Genomic DNA, 18,599 nt, shown 5'->3' with positions numbered 1-18,599 from the left:
TTCCGGTCCGGTGTCTCAGCTCGTCATCTCGCGCAGGTGCGAGTAGACGTGCAGGAGTTGGAGGAGCAGGGGCAGCAGGGCCATCGCGACGAGCATCTCGGTGATGTCGCCGCTGTGGCCCCACACCGGGAGCAGCCGGCTGGAGGGCAGCCGCCAGGCGGCTGCCAGCAGGGCGACGACGGTCAGCGCGAGAAGCGCGACGGCGGTGCCGCGCTGGCCGGGGCCGCCGGTGGTCCACTGCTGGAGGAGGAGCAGCGCGAGGCCGCCGCCGGCGGCGATGACGGTGGGCACCCGCTGGAGGGTTCCGGTCAGGCCGCGGGAGCGCAGCAGCACCGCGCCGCCGAACACGAGCGGCAGTGCCCAGCCGATCCAGCCGTGTTCGTGGACCATGAACCAGAAGACGACGCCGAAGGCGATGGCGAAGCCGACGCTGAGGGCGTCCAGGTAGGAGGTGGCGGCCCGCACCCGGCGTTCCACCCGCTCCTGCGGCTCGGGCTCCACGTCCTCCTGCAGTTCGGCGGCGTTGTGCGGGAGTTGGGGGACCCGCAGCCGGGCGGCGCGCAGCGTGAGCCGGGGCGCGAAGTGGCCGAGGACGAACAGGCCGACGCCGACCACGGCGACGGCCTGGCCGGTCCGCCAGTCGAAGGCGGCGCGCAGTCCGATGGCGGCGGCCACGGAGGCGGCCACGACGGCCGCGGTGCCGGGTACCAGGAAGGGCGTGGCGCGCAGCGCGACGAGCGCGACGGCCACGGCGGTGACGCAGCCGGCGGTGACCAGCAGGCCGGCCACGCCCGGGTCGAAGCCGCCTCCCGGGCCGGTGCGGAAGGACAGTCCGGCGAGCGCGGCCATGGCCATCGAGGCGATGCCGGCGGTCAGCACGGCGGCCGGGTCGGCGTCGAGCCGGGCGCCGGTGACGCTCGCCGCGGCGAACAGCACGGCGGCGATGCCCGAGCCGTAGCCGGCGAAGTCGCCGGGACCGTCGCTGAGCAGGGCGAGGGCGAGGAAGACGAGGGCGAGCGCGCCCATGGTCAGGGCCAGCGCGCGGGTCAGCTCCGGCCGCCAGCGGCCGGGCAGCGAGCCGACGACGTGGGCGACGCCGTCGGCGACGTCGTCGAAGTGCAGGGTGGGCAGCGGCTCCTCGACGGGGCGCAGGTACAGCACGTCGCCGTGGTGCAGGCCGAGCCCGGCGGGGGTGCCGTCGGGGTCGAGGGGGGACTCGCCCAGGCGCTGGAGCGACCACGGCGCGCCGCGGTCGCGGACGTCGGAGACGACGTGCTCCACGAGGACGGGCAGCAGGGCGGACACCGGCAGCGTGACGGGGATGGCGAGGTCGGCCTGGCCGCCGGGGCCGACGACGGTCACCCGGCACACCTCGGTGCCGGTCCCTGCGGCGGGAACCACGGAGGCACTGGTCATCGGGACGCTCCTGTGCGCTGGGGCACGCCGCGTTCCCCGGTGGCGGGGCCGGGGGCGGCGGCGGTACGGGCGGCGGCGGTTCGGTCGGGCGCCGGGCGGGCGGCGGCCGGGCGCGGGGGTGCCGGGCGGACGGCACCCGTACGCGCGGGCCTCGGGGCGGGGATGCGGTCGCGGCTCACTCGGCGGCCACCAGTCCGGTCTGCATGAGCTTGACCGCGCGGCGGGTGACGAGTTGGGCGCGGCCGGGCGGCAGGGTGCGCGGCTTCGCCTCGCCGATGAACTTGCCCTCCTCCTTCGGGTAGGAGAAGAGCAGGGCCGGGTTGCCCAGTTCCCACAGGCGGCGCAGCACCGGGTCCATCATCGCCCGCATCGCCCCGGAGGTGCTGCGGCACACGACCAGGTGCAGCCCGATGTGGGGGGCCTGGGCCAGCAGCGGCACCAGCGGGGTCATCGGGGAGGGGGCGCCGGGCGTGCCGGAGAACAGGTCGTAGTCGTCGATGAGCACGAACAGCAGCGGACCGCTCCACCAGTCGCGGCGGGCCAGGTTCTCCGGGGAGATGTCGGCGGCCGGCACCCGCTTGCCGACCGACACCGCGGCGCTCGCGGCGAGTTGGCCGAGCGCCTCGCTGTCCACGACGTAGCCGACCCGGTAGGCCTCGGGGACCGCGGTGAGCAGGCCGCGCCCGGGGTCGGCGACCATGATGCGGGCTTCCTCGGGGGTGTAGCGGGAGGTGATGGCGTCGACCATGAGCCGCAGCATGTTGGTCTTGCCGGTCTCGCTGTCGCCGAAGACCATCAGGTGGGGGTGGGCGGCGAAGTCGTGCCAGGCCGGTTCGAGGCGCTGCTCGTCCCAGCCCAGGCACACCCGCAGGTCGCCTTCCGCGGCCGGGAGTTGGGCGGTGGACAGCCGGCTGGGCAGCAGCCGGACGCCGGGGGCGGGCCGGCCGGTCCAGAAGGTGTCGATCTCCGCGACCGCCTCCTTGGTGGCCGCGGTGAGGTCCTCCGTGTGCGGGGAGCTGTCCAGGCGGGGCAGCGCGGCCAGGAAGTGGTGTCCGCCGGAGGTCAGTCCGCGGCCGGGCTGGTGCGGCACCGCCGCGGCGGCGCGCGCGCCGACCTCGGACTCCAGGGTGTCGCCCAGCCGGAGTTCGAACTTGGTGCCGAGCAGGTCGCGCAGCCGGGGGCGGAACTCCGACCAGCGCACCGCGGAGCCGATGACGTGGATGCCGAAGGACAGCCCCCGGGCGGCCATGTCGATGACGCGCGGCTCGATGTCCTCGTAGTCCTGGCGCAGCGTGCCCCAGCCGTCGACCACGAGGAACACGTCGCCGTACGGGTCCTCGATCGCGCCGGCGGCGCGCTGCGCCCGGTAGCCGGCCATGGACTCCAGGCCGCGGGCGCCGAACTCGGCCTCGCGGCGCTCCAGGAGCTGGGTCAGTTCGGCGACGGTGCGGTGCACGCGGTCCCGGTCCAGGCGGGTGGCGACCGATCCGACGTGCGGGAGGCCGGAGGTGGAGACCAGGCCGCCGCCGCCGAAGTCCAGGCAGTAGAACTGGATCTCCTGCGGGGTGTGGGTCACGGCCAGCGACATCATCATCGTGCGCAGCATCGTGGACTTGCCGGTGCGCGGCGCACCGACCAGGCCGACGTGGCCGTCGGCGCCGGACAGGTCCGCGGTGAGCAGGTCGCGGGACTGCTCGTAGGGCTTGTCGACCATGCCGAGCGGGAAGCGCAGCGAGGCCAGCCTGGGGTAGTCGGCGGCGCTCATGCCGCGGTCGGGGTCCGGGACGATCGCCGGCAGCACCTGGTCGAGGCTGACGGAGGAGTCCAGCGGCGGCAGCCACACCTGGCGGGCCGGCGGGCCCGCGTCCTCCAGCCGGCCGACCAGCAGTTCCAGCAGGCTCTCCTCGGTGAGCGGTTCGCCGTCGGGGCCGGTCGTCGGGCGGGCCTTCTCCTCGGCCGCCCGGGCGGCCTCGGCCAGGGCCGCGGCCTCCTCGGCGCGCGCGGAGAGAAGTTCGCCGCTGCGGTCGAGCCCGAAGGCGGTGACCTCCTGGGCGGCGCGCTGCTGCTCGGCGGGGTCGATCTCCGCGGCCGGTTCGGGGGCCGGGCCGGAGACGTAGGCGGCCTTGAACCGGACGAGGTTGGTGGTGTCGACCTTCAGGTAGCCGTTGCCGGGCGCGGAGGGCAGTTCGTAGGCGTGCGAGACGCCGATGACGCTGCGGGACTCCATGGAGGAGAAGGTGCGCAGGGCCAGCCGGTAGGACAGGTGGCCCTCCACCTTGTGGATGCGGCTCTCGTCCAGCCGCTGGGAGGCGAGCAGCAGGTGGACGCCCAGGCTGCGGCCCAGCCGCCCGACGGACACGAACAGGTCCACGAACTCCGGTTTGCTGGCGAGCAGTTCGGAGAACTCGTCCACGATGATCAGCAGTGAGGGGAGCGGCGCGAGGGTGGCGCCGGCCATCCGGGCCTTCTCGTAGTCGAACAGCGAGGAGTAGCCGGACTCGCGCAGGAGTTCCTGACGGCGGATCATCTCGCCGTTGATGGAGTCCCGCATCCGGTCCACCAGGTGGATCTCGTCGGCGAGGTTGGTGATGACCGCCGAGGTGTGCGGCAGGCGGTCCATGTTGAGGAAGGTCGCGCCGCCCTTGAAGTCGACCAGGACCAGGTTCAGGACCTCCGAGGAGTGGGTGGCGGCCAGTCCCATCACCAGGGTGCGCAGCAGTTCGCTCTTGCCGGAGCCGGTGGCGCCGATGAGCAGGCCGTGCGGGCCCATCCCGCCCTGCGCGGACTCCTTGAGGTCCAGTTCCACGACCTCGCCCTCGTCGGTGACGCCGAGCGGCACCCGCAGCCGGGCCGACTGGGTCTGCCGGGGGCGCCACTTGGCGTTCACGTCGAAGGTGCGCGGGTCGCGGATGTTCAGCAGCGACGTGAGGTCGAAGTCGGACTCCAGCGGGCGTTCGGTCAGGTCGATGCTGCCGCCGGTGCGCAGGGGAGCCAGGCCGCGGGCGAGCGTCTCGGCGGCGGTGGCGCTGAGCGCGTCGGCGGACGCGGAGGCGGAGGCGTCGTCGCCGGCCGGGAAGCTGACCGTGCCGTCGCGGACGGTCAGCCGCAGCACGTCGTCGCCGCCGCGCAGCATGCCGGTGGCGTCGAGCAGCAGGGTGTTGCGCAGGCCCTCGTGGAGCAGCCGCGAGCTGTCGGGCAGCCGGACGCCCTGCGCGATGACCACCACGAAGGGCTCGGTGACGTTGGGCGAGGCGTCCGGGTCGTGGTCGGGGCGGTCGCGCACGTCGGGGCCGAGCAGCGCCATCAGTTCGTCGTGATCGCCGGCGGCCAGCCGGACCGCGCCGGCGTCGTCCTGCTCGTCGGGGTGGGCGTTGTGGGGCAGCCACTTGACCCAGTCCCACTCCGCGCGGGCGGCGGTGTTCCCGAGCACGGCGATGCGCAGTTCGTCGGGGGCGTGCAGCACCGCGAGCTGGGCGGTCATCGCCCGCATCAGGGCCAGCGCCTCCTGGCCGTCGCCGGCGAACTCCACCCGGGCGAAACGGCGCAGCGCGACCGGGATCGGCAGGTCGGGGACGGTCTGGTGGGCGCGGGTGAAGCGGCGCAGCGAGATCGCGGTGAGCGGTTCGAGGTCCTCGACGGGCTTGGTCTGGGGCGGCAGGAAGACCAGTTCGGCGCGGCGGATGCCCATGCCGATCCGGACCCGGCCGAAGTCGTCGTGGCTGGGGCGGCGTTCCCACAGCCGTGGTCCCATCGCGAAGGCCCACAGCTCGCGCGGGTCGGGGTTGTCCCACAGCAGGGCGGCGCGCTGCTCGGCGGCGGCGGCGCGGGCCTGGCGGCGCTTCTGCGCGAGGTAGCGGAGGTAGTCGCGGCGCTCGGCCCGCATCCGGCGGCGGCGTTCGGCGCTGCTGCGGCCCACCTGGGTCAGCGTCATGCTGATCATGGCGACGCCCATCATCCCGGACATCATGTAGGTGGTCGGGCCCATGCTGCGGACGCTGAACATCAGCACCATGGCGCCGGCGCCGAGGCCCATCGGCAGGTACATCAGGGCCGAGCCGAAGTCCGCGCCGGCGGGCTCGCCCAATACCGGCGGCTCCGCGAGCTCGACCTGACCGTCGGGCATGGGCGGCCCGTCGCGACGAGGTGAACGCTTCACCGGCTTAATGCTCAACGCGGTGACTCCCGGTGCAGTGTGCATGCCACTTGTTACGGCAGCGACTATAGGGAATCTCCCCCGCGTTGCAACAGTCCCCCTTTTCCTTTCCGGGCGCCGCGGGGCGGTCACCGTAACCGGTTCCGTGACCGGTTCCGCGATCTACGAACCCGGCCCGCAGGCGGCGGTCGGGCCTCGTGGGCGGGCATTTCCCCGGGACGCCGGGAGCCGGTCCGGCGATTGCGGCAGACCATTATTCCCCGGCTATTCACCTTTAGTCCTTCGCGCGTCGGTTTCCTCGGGACCGGCCGGTAACGAAGCGGACACGGCCGGGCGGCCACCTGACCTCCCGCTACGTTCTCGCAGGTGGGAGCTGTGCCGCCTCGTTCGGCGGCGGGAGCGGCCTCGCGCCGGGGCGGCGGCGCGGGGCGCCGGGTGATAGGCAATGCCCGGCGCCGCGCGGTCGGCGCGCGCCGGATGTTCCCCCGACTGTTTCATGGTGCAATCGGTCACCCCGCGAGCGCACACCGGGCAGGCGATCACCGGCAATCGCCCGCGGAAGCCGGGCGCCCGTCCGCGTGGTCCCGTCGGCGACGGACGCGGAAGAGACGGGCCGAACAACCGTTTCCCCGACCAAGAGCGCAGGAGGGACATAGGTCCCGTTCCTCGCGTCGGGCGGCAAAAGGGTCCGGCGTGGCCCACGACCCCCGCGTCGCACCCCCGGGGCGGCCGAGCGGATCGGCGGCGGACCGGGCCACCCGGCGGGATCGCCCACCGACCCACCCCCTTCTCATCCAGCGTATTCGGCGGGGAATGCGCCCGCGGGCCCGTGCGGGAATTCCACGATGCCTCTCCGCGTCACGCGGTCCTTTTCGGGGAAGGTCCGCATTCCGCGTTTCCCGGGGCGGCGCGCTTTCCCTTCGACCGGGGCGCGGCCGACTCCGGCGGGCAGACGGTAATTCCACGGCGGCGGGAGGGGACGGCCTCGCGGAGGCTGGTGCCCGGCCGGCCGTACGCGCCGCAGCGCGAGCGCCGCATACGGGCGCGGACGGGCGCCGGCGCCCCCTCCTGCCTGCGGCTCCCTCCCCGCCGGGGCGCGGCGGGCGCCCGCGGTCACCGCGGACCGCGGGCTACCGGTCGGTACGAGAACGCGTGGCGGACGCCGCCGCGGTGTGCCGCGGCGGCGCCCGTGCGTAAGGCGGTCGGTGTGGGCGCGGTCCGTACCAATTGCCGCGCGCCCGCGGACCGTCACGACCCGCCCGCCGTCTCCCCCGCTTTCCTCACGACCGGACGTTTGGTCGGGCGGCCGAATTCCGCCGCCGCGGTTGTGGCCGCATGACCGCAGCGGGTCACGGGAATTCACATCGGCCCCGGCGCCGTCCGAAGAGCGGAGCAGGCCGGACCGCGGGTCGCCGGAGGCCGGAGGGGAGTCGGAGTCGGAAACGGAACCCGGGGCAGCCGGTTCTCGGCCGGTCGTCGGACTACCCGGCCGCCCCGTGCGGCGCGGTGGCCGTGAGGTCGTCGAACTGGGTGGCCGACGTGTAGGTGTCCGACGCCAGGCCGAGCTGCCCCCGGGCGTAGGTGGAGTCGTCCACGCGCGCGAGCGTGGCGCCGTTGATCCGGGCGGTGATCTCGGCTCCGGAGAAGGACAGTTGGAGCCGGGACCAACCGCCGGAGGTGACGCCGTGCACCGTGCCGGAGGCCAGGACCCGGGTGGTCTTGTCCGGGTCGAGGACTTCCAGCGACCAGCCTCCGCTGTCCGAGAGCTTCAGGTAGTAGCCCTCCCACGCCGTGATCCGGCCGGCGCCCACGGTGTTGAGCTGGCCGGAGACCCGGCCGAGCAGGGTGGAGGTGCTGCCCTTCGCGATCCTCGCCTCGACCGACACCGTGTAGTCGCCCCACGTGGCGTCGCCCACCAGCGTGAGCGGGCTGGGCACCCGCGCCCACTGGATCGGCTGCTGGGTGATCATCTGTTGCAGGCACTTCCCTGTGCCGCCGCGGCCGGCCGCGGACCGCGGGCCGGGCGCGCACGGCTCGACCTGGAACGCGCCCTCCATGTCCGAGACGTAGCGCGCGCTCGCACCGTCGCGGTAGCCGTCGAAGTCCTCCCGGTAGGGCAGCGGCATCGGCTTCGAGGCGGGTGCCTTCGCCGCGGCCGGGCCCTTGCCCCCGGCCACGGTGGTGAGCGTGGTGACGGTGCCGGGCTGGAGTGTGGCGGTGTGCGCGCCACCCGCGCCGGCGCGCACGTCGGCGCCGCGCACGAACCAGTCCGCCGGATCGGTGGAGTCCAGCGTGGTCGTCCACCGGTGCAGCGGGCTGTTCGGGAGCGGACCGGAGGGCGTCAACGACACCGTCTGCGGCGCGCTCGCGCCCGTCGTCTCGAACACGGTGGTGTACGACGGGTGCCGGCCGGGTGACCTGAGTGTCACGTACGTGCCGCCGCCGTCGAGGTAGCCGCTGGCGGAGTCGACGTACTGCCAGCCGGGGTGGGTGAACTGCGCGGTCTGCGCGACCGTCCACAGCGTCGGGCCGAGCCGGTAGTTCCCGCTCCACGGCTCGTTCGCCTCCAGCAGCCCGCTGCCCTGCATCTGCACCGTCGGGTACCAGGCGTACGCCGCCGGCCAGTTGATGAACCCGGTGATGCCCGCGTCGACGTACTCGTGGTTCATCTCGGCGGCGAGCCGGTCCGCTCCGGTCAGGTAGTCGTTCCACCCGGACTCGCTGGCGAACAGCGGCTTGCCGAGGCCGAGCGCGTCGGGGGTGCTGGAGCAGTGCGCCGCCGTGCAGGGGTAGTGCACCCCGACGACGTCGGTGGCCGCGTCGAACGCCGGGTCGTCCTTCATGTCGGTGGCCACCTGCCATCCGGCGTTGTCGGCGGCGACGACCTTCACCGAGCCGTACCCGTCGCGCACCAGCGTCGACTTGAGCTGCTCGTACCAGGACGCGTCCCAGCCCTTCTCGTTCCAGCCGCCCAGGTAGTCGACGTGCAGGCCGTGCTGCTTCGCGCAGCCCAGCCAGGTGGTGAGGTAGCGGATGTTGTCGGCCGACCAGAACCCGCCGTCGAACCAGCCGGGCGCGCCCCACTCCAGGCCGTAGAACTGGATGTCGGGGTTGCGCTGCTGGGCCTGCTCCATCAGCCACCACTCGTAGCCGCGGTCGCAGTCGACGTCGGTGGGGGTGCGCATGTGGCTCTGCTCGGCGCCGTTGCTGGAGTTGGTGTCGGAGCCGATCTCCACCTTGAGGATCTGCAGCGAGGCTCCGTAACCGGGCTTGAACAGGTAGTCGAGGATCTGGCCGCGTTCGGGTTCGGGGTAGTCGGTGAGCAGGCGCGAGGTGCCGCCGCCACCGCTGATCGCCCCGACGCCGGCGAAGGTGCGGCCGGTGCCGTTGCCGTCGACGGCGATCTGCTGGGCGGCCGGCCGGGTGGCCGCGCCCGCGCTGGGCGGTGGCGCCAGCAGCGCCACGCAGGCCAGCAGCACGCTGCCGACCGCCCACGCGACGCGGTGCGGCAGCCACCAGGGCGCGCGCAGCGGCACTCTTCCGGTGCGGATCATGGGTGTGGTCCTCCTTCGTCCGCGTCAGAGCCGGATGTGGGAGCGGCCCTTGGCCGCCTTGCTGGAGCGCGGCCGGCCGTGGGCGGGGAGGACTTCCACGTGCGCGACGCCGTCGGCGGTGAGATCGAAGGAGGCGCCGGTGTCGGTCAGCAGGAAGTTGCGGACCGCCACGCGCGCGCCGGTGGCGCGGAAGACCACCTTGCCGTCGCGGGCCAGGGTGGTGCGGTCCGGGCCGGCCGACACGTCGTAGCGGTGGCCGCGCATCTGCACGTTGGAGATGCTGTTGGTGCCCGGCAGGGAGAGCGAGCCGAACATCAGCGCCGACGGGTCGCCGTCCCACGGGTTGTCCGAGAGCAGTTCGTGCAGGCCCTGCACCGGCATCGCGTTGGACCAGGAGTACGTCCGCCAGGCGGTGTCGACCGCCGGCCCCATGATCGACTGCCCGGGCTCGGGGTCGAACGACTCGGGGAACCAGCCGTCGTTCGTCCAGGAGTCCAGGTACATCGCGGTGCTGCGGGTGGCGAACATGCCGGCGACGTCGTCGAAGCCGTAGCGCTTGACGCCGTCGTAGACGGTGGCGTTCATCGGCGGCCAGATCGCGCCCTTCCACTGCTCGGGGGCGGTGCCCTCCCCGTAGCGGTCGAAGAATCTGAAGTGCTCGGACTTCGGGTGCACCGGGCCGCCGGAGCAGTACGTCGGGTCGTTGCGGGCGATGCTCGGCACCACGTAGTCGCCCCAGAACATCTGCGGGTCCAGCAGGTGGGTGATCAGCGTCCTGGCACGTTCGGGGGTCGCGATGCCCGCGAACAGCGGGTAGAACACGGTCGGCGTGACCACCTCGTTCCAGGTCCCGTCGAGGTAGCGGCTCAGGTACAGGCCCTTGCCCGGGTGCCACAGCCGCTCGTTGAGCAGGCGCTTGATCGTCGCGTACTGCGCGGCGAAGCGCCGGGCGTCGGCGCTCCTGCCGAGCACCCGGGCCATCTTCGCCAGCGTCTCGGCGAGCAGCGCGTAGTACGCGTTCAGCGGTACGTCGGTGAGGTTGGTGTTGTCGCGCGGGTCGCCGCTGCCGCCGGCCTTGGGGACGCGCTGGTAGTCGGCGTAGACCGGCAGGTCGTCCAGGCCGAGGTGGTTGCCGCGGCCGCCGACCCGGTCGCCGAAGTACGGCGCCTCCAGCAGCCCGTCGCCGTCGGCGTCCCACTCCGGCATCAGGTCGTGGAAGGTGACCAGGTGCGGGTACGCCTTCTCCAGCACGCCGCGGTCGCCGAACTTCGTGTACAGCCGCCACACCGCGTAGGCGTGCATGGGGGCGGAGTTCTCCTGGTCGTAGCGCGGGCCCTTCAGGTCCACCTGGTTGGGCGGTGCCGGCTGGTCGAAGACGTCCGTCTCGTGCTGGGTGGCGAGGGTCTGGCTGACCAGGCCGGCGTCGATGCAGTCGAAGGAGGAGTCCCAGCCGGTGAACAGCCCGCCCCCGCCGCCCCAGCCCCACAGGACGTAGTTGCGGTGGAAGTCCTTGTCGTAGTTGGTGTTCAGCGACAGCGCGTCGCGTACCGCGTCCGCGGCCTGGCCGACCGGGCCGGAGCCGGTGAGCTGGGTGGCGCGGATCGCGGCCTGGGCGGTGGCGAGCCGGCGCTCCACCTCGTGCGGTTCGGGCGTGCCGACCGTCGGCGGCCGGCCGCCGACGGCGGCCGCGAAGGTGATGCTCTCCCCCTTGCCGAGGTCGTAGCGCAGGGCCGCGGTGGCGGTGCCCGGCGCCCCGGTGCCGCCGGTCATCGCCGCGGTCAGGTCGGCGACGGAGGCGTAGCAGGCGGCGGAGACCGGACGCTCGGCGGGGGTGAGCCGGATGTGGCCCGTCGAGGCGGTGTCCACCAGGCCGGGGGCGCTGCCGGTCACGTCGTGGCCGTCGAGCGCGAAGGCGGCGCTCTCGCCGGCGGCCGCGCCCCACGGGGTGCCGACCTCCAGGAAGACCGTGGTGTCGTCGGCGAGCGCGGTGACCGTGGCGACCACCGAACTGCCGTCGCCGGTGCGGGCGTAGCGCACCACGAGGTCGCGCTTCTGCGCCTGCGCCAGGTCGTACTTCGCCTGGAGGACAGGGAGTTTCGCGGTGGCGTCCGTGACCTCGTCGGCCGAGAACCAGTCGGGGTGGGCGATGACCTCCTGCAACGCCTCCAGGTGGGCCGGCGTCACCGAGCGGTCGTCGCTGCTGATGTGGACCTGCTTGAAGCTGCCGTCGGGGGCCATCGGGCCGATCCGCCACAGGTTGTTGGTCATCTTCTCGCGGATGACGGTGCCCGCCTCGGTGAGCAGCACCACGCGGACGGCGAACCGGGACTCGCCCTCGCCGACGAACAGCGCGCCCGTCCAGTCCTGCTCCTTGACGCCCGGCATCGCGAACGGCCGCTTCAGCGTCGGGTACGGCAGGGCTGCCGGGTGCCCGCCGGAGGCGCCCGGTGCGGCGTCCGCCTCCGCGCCACCGGTCGCGGCCGCTGCGATGTTATCGCTCGCAAGAGCAGCCACCGAACCGCCGATGCCGGTCGCTCCGGCCACCTTCAGAAAGCTTCGCCTGGGCATGTGACGATGGGTCATGAGACCTTCCGTTCCAACGTCTGACGGACCCCGGGGCATGCATAGGAGCAGGCCAGCACGGCGCTACCGGCCACGGGGCCCGGGGGGCACGAGGCCCCGAGGGGGATACGGCATGAACTGCATCACGGGCGACTCGAATTGTTAGCGCTCACGACAGCGCTGTCAACAGATCCGTCGAGAGTCGCGCCCCCGGGCAGCCCCGGGGGCCGTCCTGTGGCAGCCCCCGGACGGGTCCGGGTCGGCCCGGGTCGGCCCGGACACGCGGAAGGCGCCCCACCCGGTCGGGTCGGGGCGCCTTCACGGAAGCTGCCGGCCGGTCAGGCGTCCGGGGACGGGGGACGGACGGAGAGCGCGTGGTGGAAGACGTCGCGCGGGTCGTACGCCGCCTTCACCCGCTGCAGGCGCGGGTAGTTGTCCTTGTAGTAGAAGGTGTGCCAGGGCACGCCGGAGGTGTTCCACTCCGGGGCCTTCAGGTCGCTGTCGGGGTTGTTGATGTAGGTGCCGTTGGTGACGTCGTCGGAGATCGGCACCCCGCCGGTGTCCCGGTGCACGTCGCGGTACCACGCCCGCAGCCAGGCGAAGCTCTTCTCGTCGTCGGTCGCGTGCTGCCAGGTCGCGGAGTAGATCAGCTTGAGGACGGAGTCCCGCTGCGGGATCGCCGTCGCGTCCTCGGGCCGCTCGTTGGCCACGCCGCCGAAGCCGACGAAGGTGAGCGCCGCCGAGGGGTTGGGGTAGTCGTCCGCCGTCAGGTAGCGGTGGATCGTGGCGACCTGCTCGTCGGAGTAGCCCCGGCGCAGGTCGGCGGCCTTGAGCTTGGCACGTTGCGTCTCGGTGCTGCCGCTGGAGTACAGCCAGGTCCAGCGGGTGGCGCGCAGCCACGGCATCCGCAGCTTCTCGTCGACCACCGCCGGGACCTCCACGCCCTCCCGCACGGCCGCGTGGAAGCGCTCGAACAGCTCGGCGGCGTGCGGCGCGTCCGCGTCCATCTGGACGTTCATCATGACGCCGCCGGCCGACTTGTGCGGCAGGATCAGGCCGCTGTAGAGGTCGAGGTACTCCGAGTCCGGGCCCGAGTTCCGCTCGAACCAGCCGGCGAAGTTGCCCACCAGCCGGGCGAAGTTCGCCTCGTCCAGGCCCGCCCACGGCCACACCACGCGGCTGAGCAGCACCGACTGCGGCGGCTTCGGGAGCAGGGTGGCCGGGTCGTCGCCCTCGGCGCCCTGGGAGCGCAGCCAGTAGCGGGTGACGATGCCGAAGTTGCCGCCGCCACCGCCGGTGTGGGCCCACCACAGCTCGCGGTGCGGATCGTCCGGCTCGTCGGTCGCGACCACCGCCCGGGCCCGGCCGTCGGCGTCGACGACCACGACCTCCACCGCGCACAGGTAGTCCACCAGGTAGCCCAGCCGGCGCGACAGCGGGCCGTAGGCGCCGCCGGCGAAGTGGCCGCCGACACCGACCGACGGGCAGGAGCCGACCGGCAGCGTCACCCCCCACTTCTTGTAGAGCGTGCCGCACATGTCGCCGAGCCTGACGCCCGGCTCGATCATGAACGCCCGCCGCTCGGGGTCGAACCGGATGCCCTGGAGCTCGGAGGTGTCGAGCAGCGCGCGCACCTCGGGGGTGTCCACCAGCTCGTCCATGCAGTGCCCGCCGCTGCGCACGGAGATCGGCCGCCCGCCGTCGACGGCCTCCTGCACGGCGTCGACCGCGTCCTGCGTCGAGCGGATCAGGTAGACGTAGTCCGGACTGCTGACGAACCGCTGGTTGCAGCCGCGGGTCAGGTCGGCGTACCGCCGGTCGTCCGGCGCGATCCGGAAGGCCGCCGTGCGCCCCTCCGGCGTGTGGGTGTCCTGGGTGGTGTGCATCGACGCTTCTCTCACTCGGCCTGCTCCCGCGGCAGGCGGCGGGGCTGGGCGGTCGGGTCGGTGGGCCGCCTCACGGGCGGGCGGCCCTGGGGGCGGGGCGGCCCCGGGTCACCGGTCGGGCACGCCGCTCACGTCGGCGCGCCGGCCTGGGCCAGCAGCCCGGCGACGCCCTCGACGGTCGCGTGGTCGAAGATCGCCTCCAGTGGGACGCGCACCCCGAACTCCTCGTCGAGCAGCGCGGACGCCCGGGTGACGGACAGCGAGTTGCCGCCGAGCGCGAAGAACGAGACGTCGCGGGGCAGTTCGGACACCCCGAGCACGCCGGCGAAGATGGCGGCGACACGGCGCTCGGTGCTGCCGGCCGCAGGTGCGCCCTGACCGGCCTCGGCGCGCAACCTCCCGGCACGCGCGGCCAGTTCCCTGCGGTCGACCTTGCGGTCCTCCAGCACCGGCAGGTCCTCCAGCCGGTGCGCGCGGCCGGGCACCAGGTAGCCGGGCAGTCGTCGCGCCAGCGCGTCCCGCACGTCCTGCTCGGACGGCTCGGCGCCGGGCAGCGGCACGTAGAACAGGCTGACGTCCACGCAGGCGCCCTCGGTGTCGAGGACGGGTACGGCGACGGCCCGGCCGATGCCCGGCAGGTCCTCGGCGGCGACCTCGATCTCGTGCGGCTCCACGCGGTGGCCGCGGATCTTCAGCTGGCCGTCGGCGCGCCCGACGAAGCACACCGCGCCGTCCCGCGACCAGAAGCCGAGGTCGCGGGTGCGGTACAGCCGCCGGCGGCCGGCGGGCGTGTCGAGTTCGACGAACCGGCGGGCGGTCAGCGCCGGGTCGTCGACGTAGCCGAGCGCGAGTCCGTCGCCGGCCAGGCAGATCTCCCCGACCTCGCCGACGGCGCAGGTGCGCGCTCCGTCCAGCACGTGCACCTCGGTGCCGGGCAGGGGGGCGCCGATCGGCACGTCGCCCCCACGGCAGTCGTCGAGGGTGACGACGTGGTCGGTGGAGGCGATGGTGCTCTCCACCGGTCCGTACATGTTGTGCAGGGTGATGCCGGGGTGGCGCTCCAGGAACATCCGGGCGTGCCGTGCCGACAGCCGCTCGCCGCCGGTGCCGACGGTGCGCAGTCCGGTGAACGCGTCGAGGTCGGTCTCGACCTGCATGTGGAAGACCGCGGTGGGCAGGAAGGCGGTGTTCGCACCGTCGTCGGCGATCAACTCCCGCAGTCGCCTGGTGAGTTCCAGGGTGCCGCCGTCGAGCAGGATGATCGTGCCGCCGCCGAGCAGCACCCCCCAGGAGTCGAGGCCGAACGCGTCCCAGGTGGCGGCGAGGGACTGCGGCATGACCACCGCGCTGTCGCGGGGGGCGAACGCCCAGTCGTCGAAGATGCGGACGGTGCCGCGGTGGGCGCAGACCACGCCGTTGGGCACGCCGGACGATCCGGAGGTGAAGAAGACCGCGCACGGGTCGTCCGGGCCGACCGGGTACGTGCCCGGGGTCAGGCGCTGCGCCGCGAGCCGGGCGGTGTCGGCGCCCGGCTCCCAGGTCGGCACCGGCCAGTCCCCGTCCTGGCCGGTGACCAGCAGCGGCGGGCCGAGCCGCCGGACGATGCCGGCCAGCCGGTCGTGCGGCCAGCGCGGGTCCAGGGCGGCGTAGGCGGCGCCGAGTCGCGTGACGGCGAGCAGCACCGCGAGGAACTCCGGCGAGCGCGGCATCAGCACCGGCACGAAGCCGCCCGGTCCGACGCCGGCCGACTCCAGCCGCGCGGCCACGGTGTCGGCCGCCGCGGACAGCTCCCCGTAGCCGACCTCCCGGTCGCCGTGCCGCACCGCGGTCCGGTCCGGCCAGCGCCGCGCGCACCACGCGAACAGGCCGTGCAGGGTGTCGGCCCGCCAGGCGCGGTCCGGCGGCGGGTTCCAGCCCGGGTCCGGCAGCCGGTGCACGGTGTCCCCCCGGTCCGGTGCGGTCGCCGGGGGCTCCACCCCGGTCAGGGCCGGACGCCCTGGTCGAGCGCGTCGACCACGGTGCGCACCACCCCGGGGTCGGCGAGCATCCGGTCGTGGTCGACGTCCACGGTGATCAGGCGTCCGAGCGCGATGGAGGGGTCGATGTCGCCCTTCGCGCTCACGCAGACGGCGCCGGCCCACTCCGGTGCCGGGTCGATCGGCCCCGCGGCGACCACCCAGTTGATGAACGACGTGAAGACGGCGATGAGTTCGGCCCGGCGGCCGGCGTTGAGCCCGATCTTCGCCATCGCGTCGTCGGCCACCCGCTCGTACAGCCCGGCCAGGGCGGGGCCGAACACCTGGAGGTCGCCGTCGCGGGCGAGCAGTTCCTGCCCGGCCTCCTGCATGCCGTCCACGGCGGACCGGTCCAGGACCGGTGCGAACAGCTCGACGGCGCGGTGGTAGTGGTCGTAGAGCGCGAGAGCACCGGGCAGTTCGGGTTCGAGGACGACCAGCGGGACCGGCTGCGACTGCTGTCGCGCCACCTCACGGGCGACGCCCGCGGCGAAGACGCTGCCGGCGCAGAAGCCGAGGACGGCGTCCACGCGGACACCGGACGCGCGCAGCGGCGCCGTCCACCAGTCGAGGTAGTCCTCGGCGCGCCAGCCGCTCTCGGTCCCGGGCTTCGGCATCGCCGTCTCCCACACCGTGCGGGCGGGCGTCAGATGCGTGACGAAGTGCGAGAACTGCGCCTCCGGACGGGCCGCGGTCGCGTAGTCGCAGGCGAGTATGACGCCGTCGCCCTCCCCGGTCCCGAGTACCCGCCACGCGTTGCCCGACGCCATTGCGCATCAACTCCCGCCACTGGACGATTTCAGGGCCGTACGGCCCCGCAGGAATCGGCACTCCCCCGACGGAATCAGGGGGCGGGCGAACGCGGCGCCCCGCAGCGCGAAGGACGGCAACCCCCGTCGAGCACGCCGGCTTTCCCGGGGGCCATCTCACCACGCTGCCGAAGCTGTTCACCAGGGCGGCCGGCCGGCCGTGCCGGGCCCAGCGGGCTCCGGCACGGCCGGCCGCTCCCGGCGGGGCCGGCGGTCACTCCCAGCGGAACCACCTGACGGCGCCCGCGCCGAAGACGACCACGTAGGCGACGAGCGTCAGTAGCTGGGCGGCGTGCGGCCAGTGCCCCTCGCTGGCGTCGGTCAGCGCCTGCACGGCGGCGCCGAGGGGAGCGGCCCGGCTGATGTGCTTCAGCAGCGAGGGCATCGCGCCGATCGGCAGGAACAGGCCGGCGAAGAACATCATCACGTAGAACAGCGTGGTGCCCACGGCGTCCGCGACCTGGCTGCTGGTGGCCACGGCCGCGACGAACAGCCCGATCGACATGAGGGCGAGCGCCGCCAGCACGATGCCGACCGCGTAGCCCCCGGCCTGGCGGGGCAGCTCCACACCGAACCCGAACCGGCCGACCAGCAGCACCGCGACCACGGAGACGGCGGCGGTGCCGAGGTTCACCAGGAGCTGGGCGGCCAGCACCCGGGCCGGGCCGACCGGGGTGGTCCGCAGCCGGCGCAGCACGCCCTTCTCCCGGTAGGAGACCAGCACCGCCGGCACCACGTTGAAGGAGAGGGTGGCCAGCACGAACGCGGACAGGATCGGCACGTAGACGTCGAGCAGGGTGTAGCCGTCCAGGCTCTTGCGGTGCTCGTTGTAGAACGGGATGTTGCCGAAGATGATCAGCAGGGCCAGCGGCAGGCCGATCGCGAAGATCGGGCCGGCCTTGGCACGGACGAACATCCTCAGCTCGCTGAGGGCGAGCTGCCCCAGCACCGAGCCGCGGTCCGCGGCGGGCGGCACGGGCCCGGCTGAGGTGCTGACTGACATGGTGGGACTCCCCCTGGGGGCCGGTGGGACGTGGCGGACGGGCGGACGGGCCCTAGGAACGGGCGGCGGGTGAGGCGTCGGAGGTGCCGGGGGCGGCGTCGGCTCCCGCGGCGGGGTGGTTGCCGGTCAGCGCGACGAAGGCGTCCTCCAGGCTGGGCTGGTCCACCCGCAGGTGCTGGGCCACGATGTTGTTGCGGGCCAGCACGGAGGTGATCGCGTTGAGCGCGTTCTCGGTACCGGTGACCACCACGAGGTCGTTCTGGCGGGTGAGGCCCGTGACGTCCGGCAGGTCCGTCAGCAGCGCGTCCTCGAACGGGACGGACGGCCGGAACCTGATCCGCTGGCCGTCCTGGACCCGCTCGGTCAGCCCGGTCGGGCTGTCCACGGCGGCGACCCGGCCGCGGTCGATGACCGCCACCCGGTCGCACAGCCGCTCGGCCTCCTCCATGAAGTGCGTGACCAGCAGGATCGTCACCCCGCGCGCCCGCACGTCCTGGATCAGGCTCCAGGTGTCGCGGCGCGCCTGCGGGTCCAGGCCGGTGGTCAGCTCGTCCAGGACGGCCACCTTCGGGTTGCCGATCAGCGCGAGCGCGATCGACAGCCGCTGCTTCTGGCCGCCGGACAGGTCGGCGTACCGGGTCCTGTGCTTGGCGGCCAGGCCGAGCGCGTCCATCAGGGCCTGCGGGTCGGCCGGCTCGCGGTAGAAGGAGCGGTAGAGCCGCAGCGCCTCGCCGACCGTCATCCGGTCGGGCAACTGGCCGTCCTGGAGCTGCACCCCGAGCCGCTGGGTCAGCTCGGCCCGGTCGTGCTGCGGGTCGAGGCCGAGCACCCGGATCTCGCCGCCGTCGGGCCTGCGCAGCCCCTCGACGCACTCCACGGTGGTGGTCTTCCCGGCGCCGTTCGGACCGAGGATGCCGAAGATCTCGCCCTGCTCGACGGTGAACGAGACGTCGGCGACCGCCACGTTGTCGCCGTACTTCTTGTGGAGGTGCCGCACCTCGATGTCCGCTGGCATGCCCGGCGTCCTTCCCGCCTCCGGAGGGTCCGGATCGCACCTACGAGACTGGCAGCGGAAGGGCCCCGGCCGCATCGGCCGGCCGGCCCTTCCCGACGGGAGGCGGGCGGTCGGCCGCGCGGTGGAGGGGGCATCCACCGATCGGTGGATGCCCCCTCCACCGCGGCCGGGTGCCGGGAGCGCGGC

General features: G+C 73.6%; 9 protein-coding genes. All 9 read right to left on the bottom strand.

The features are described from left to right. Window positions 1–15: 15 nt before the first annotated feature. Window positions 16–1,416, bottom strand: a complete 1,401-nt coding sequence (gene eccD / locus RVR_RS36145) for a type VII secretion integral membrane protein EccD (RefSeq protein ID WP_202238220.1) — start codon at window positions 1,414–1,416, stop codon at window positions 16–18. 175 nt (window positions 1,417–1,591) lie between these two features. Then, entirely contained in the window at window positions 1,592–5,539 is a 3,948-nt protein-coding gene (eccCa, locus tag RVR_RS36140) for a type VII secretion protein EccCa (RefSeq protein WP_202238219.1), read from the bottom strand. A gap of 1,511 nt (window positions 5,540–7,050) precedes the next feature. Beyond that, window positions 7,051–9,123 carry a glycoside hydrolase family 30 protein gene (locus RVR_RS36135; protein WP_202238218.1) on the bottom strand — a complete coding sequence of 691 codons (2,073 nt, stop codon included), beginning with the start codon at window positions 9,121–9,123 and terminating at the stop codon, window positions 7,051–7,053. Between the two features lie 24 nt (window positions 9,124–9,147). Further along, on the bottom strand, window positions 9,148–11,691 hold the full coding sequence (locus RVR_RS36130) for an MGH1-like glycoside hydrolase domain-containing protein (protein ID WP_202238217.1): 2,544 nt from the start codon (window positions 11,689–11,691) through the stop codon (window positions 9,148–9,150). A gap of 332 nt (window positions 11,692–12,023) precedes the next feature. Further along, window positions 12,024–13,571: an FAD-binding oxidoreductase gene (locus RVR_RS36125; protein WP_202238216.1), complete on the bottom strand. Its 1,548-nt coding sequence runs from the start codon at window positions 13,569–13,571 to the stop codon at window positions 12,024–12,026. Between the two features lie 128 nt (window positions 13,572–13,699). After that, window positions 13,700–15,508, bottom strand: coding sequence for a non-ribosomal peptide synthetase (locus tag RVR_RS36120; RefSeq protein ID WP_202238215.1), 1,809 nt, complete (start codon window positions 15,506–15,508; stop codon window positions 13,700–13,702). A gap of 44 nt (window positions 15,509–15,552) precedes the next feature. Next, a complete protein-coding gene (locus tag RVR_RS36115; RefSeq protein ID WP_202238214.1) occupies window positions 15,553–16,356 on the bottom strand; it encodes a hypothetical protein in 804 nt (267 codons plus the stop codon). A 253-nt stretch (window positions 16,357–16,609) separates the two neighbouring features. Next, complete coding sequence (locus tag RVR_RS36110; protein ID WP_202238213.1) at window positions 16,610–17,398, bottom strand: ABC transporter permease; 789 nt, start codon at window positions 17,396–17,398, stop codon at window positions 16,610–16,612. 52 nt (window positions 17,399–17,450) lie between these two features. Next, window positions 17,451–18,413, bottom strand: coding sequence for an ABC transporter ATP-binding protein (locus RVR_RS36105; protein ID WP_202238212.1), 963 nt, complete (start codon window positions 18,411–18,413; stop codon window positions 17,451–17,453). Between the last annotated feature and the right edge of the window lie 186 nt (window positions 18,414–18,599).

The sequence above is a fragment of the Streptomyces sp. SN-593 genome, from assembly GCF_016756395.1.
GTDB lineage: Bacteria > Actinomycetota > Actinomycetes > Streptomycetales > Streptomycetaceae > Actinacidiphila > Actinacidiphila reveromycinica.
Note: the sequence above shows the minus strand (reverse complement) of the source record. Positions and strands in the feature narration are given on the sequence as shown.

Bases quoted from the DNA above. Each gene is read 5' to 3' on its own strand.
- eccD (WP_202238220.1), bottom strand. From the start codon at position 1,416: ATGACCAGTGCCTCCGTGGTTCCCGCCGCAGGGACCGGCACCGAGGTG.
- eccCa (WP_202238219.1), bottom strand. From the start codon at position 5,539: ATGCCCGACGGTCAGGTCGAGCTCGCGGAGCCGCCGGTATTGGGCGAG.
- RVR_RS36135 (WP_202238218.1), bottom strand. From the start codon at position 9,123: ATGATCCGCACCGGAAGAGTGCCGCTGCGCGCGCCCTGGTGGCTGCCG.
- RVR_RS36130 (WP_202238217.1), bottom strand. From the start codon at position 11,691: ATGCCCAGGCGAAGCTTTCTGAAGGTGGCCGGAGCGACCGGCATCGGC.
- RVR_RS36125 (WP_202238216.1), bottom strand. From the start codon at position 13,571: ATGCACACCACCCAGGACACCCACACGCCGGAGGGGCGCACGGCGGCC.
- RVR_RS36115 (WP_202238214.1), bottom strand. From the start codon at position 16,356: ATGGCGTCGGGCAACGCGTGGCGGGTACTCGGGACCGGGGAGGGCGAC.
- RVR_RS36110 (WP_202238213.1), bottom strand. From the start codon at position 17,398: ATGTCAGTCAGCACCTCAGCCGGGCCCGTGCCGCCCGCCGCGGACCGC.
- RVR_RS36105 (WP_202238212.1), bottom strand. From the start codon at position 18,413: ATGCCAGCGGACATCGAGGTGCGGCACCTCCACAAGAAGTACGGCGAC.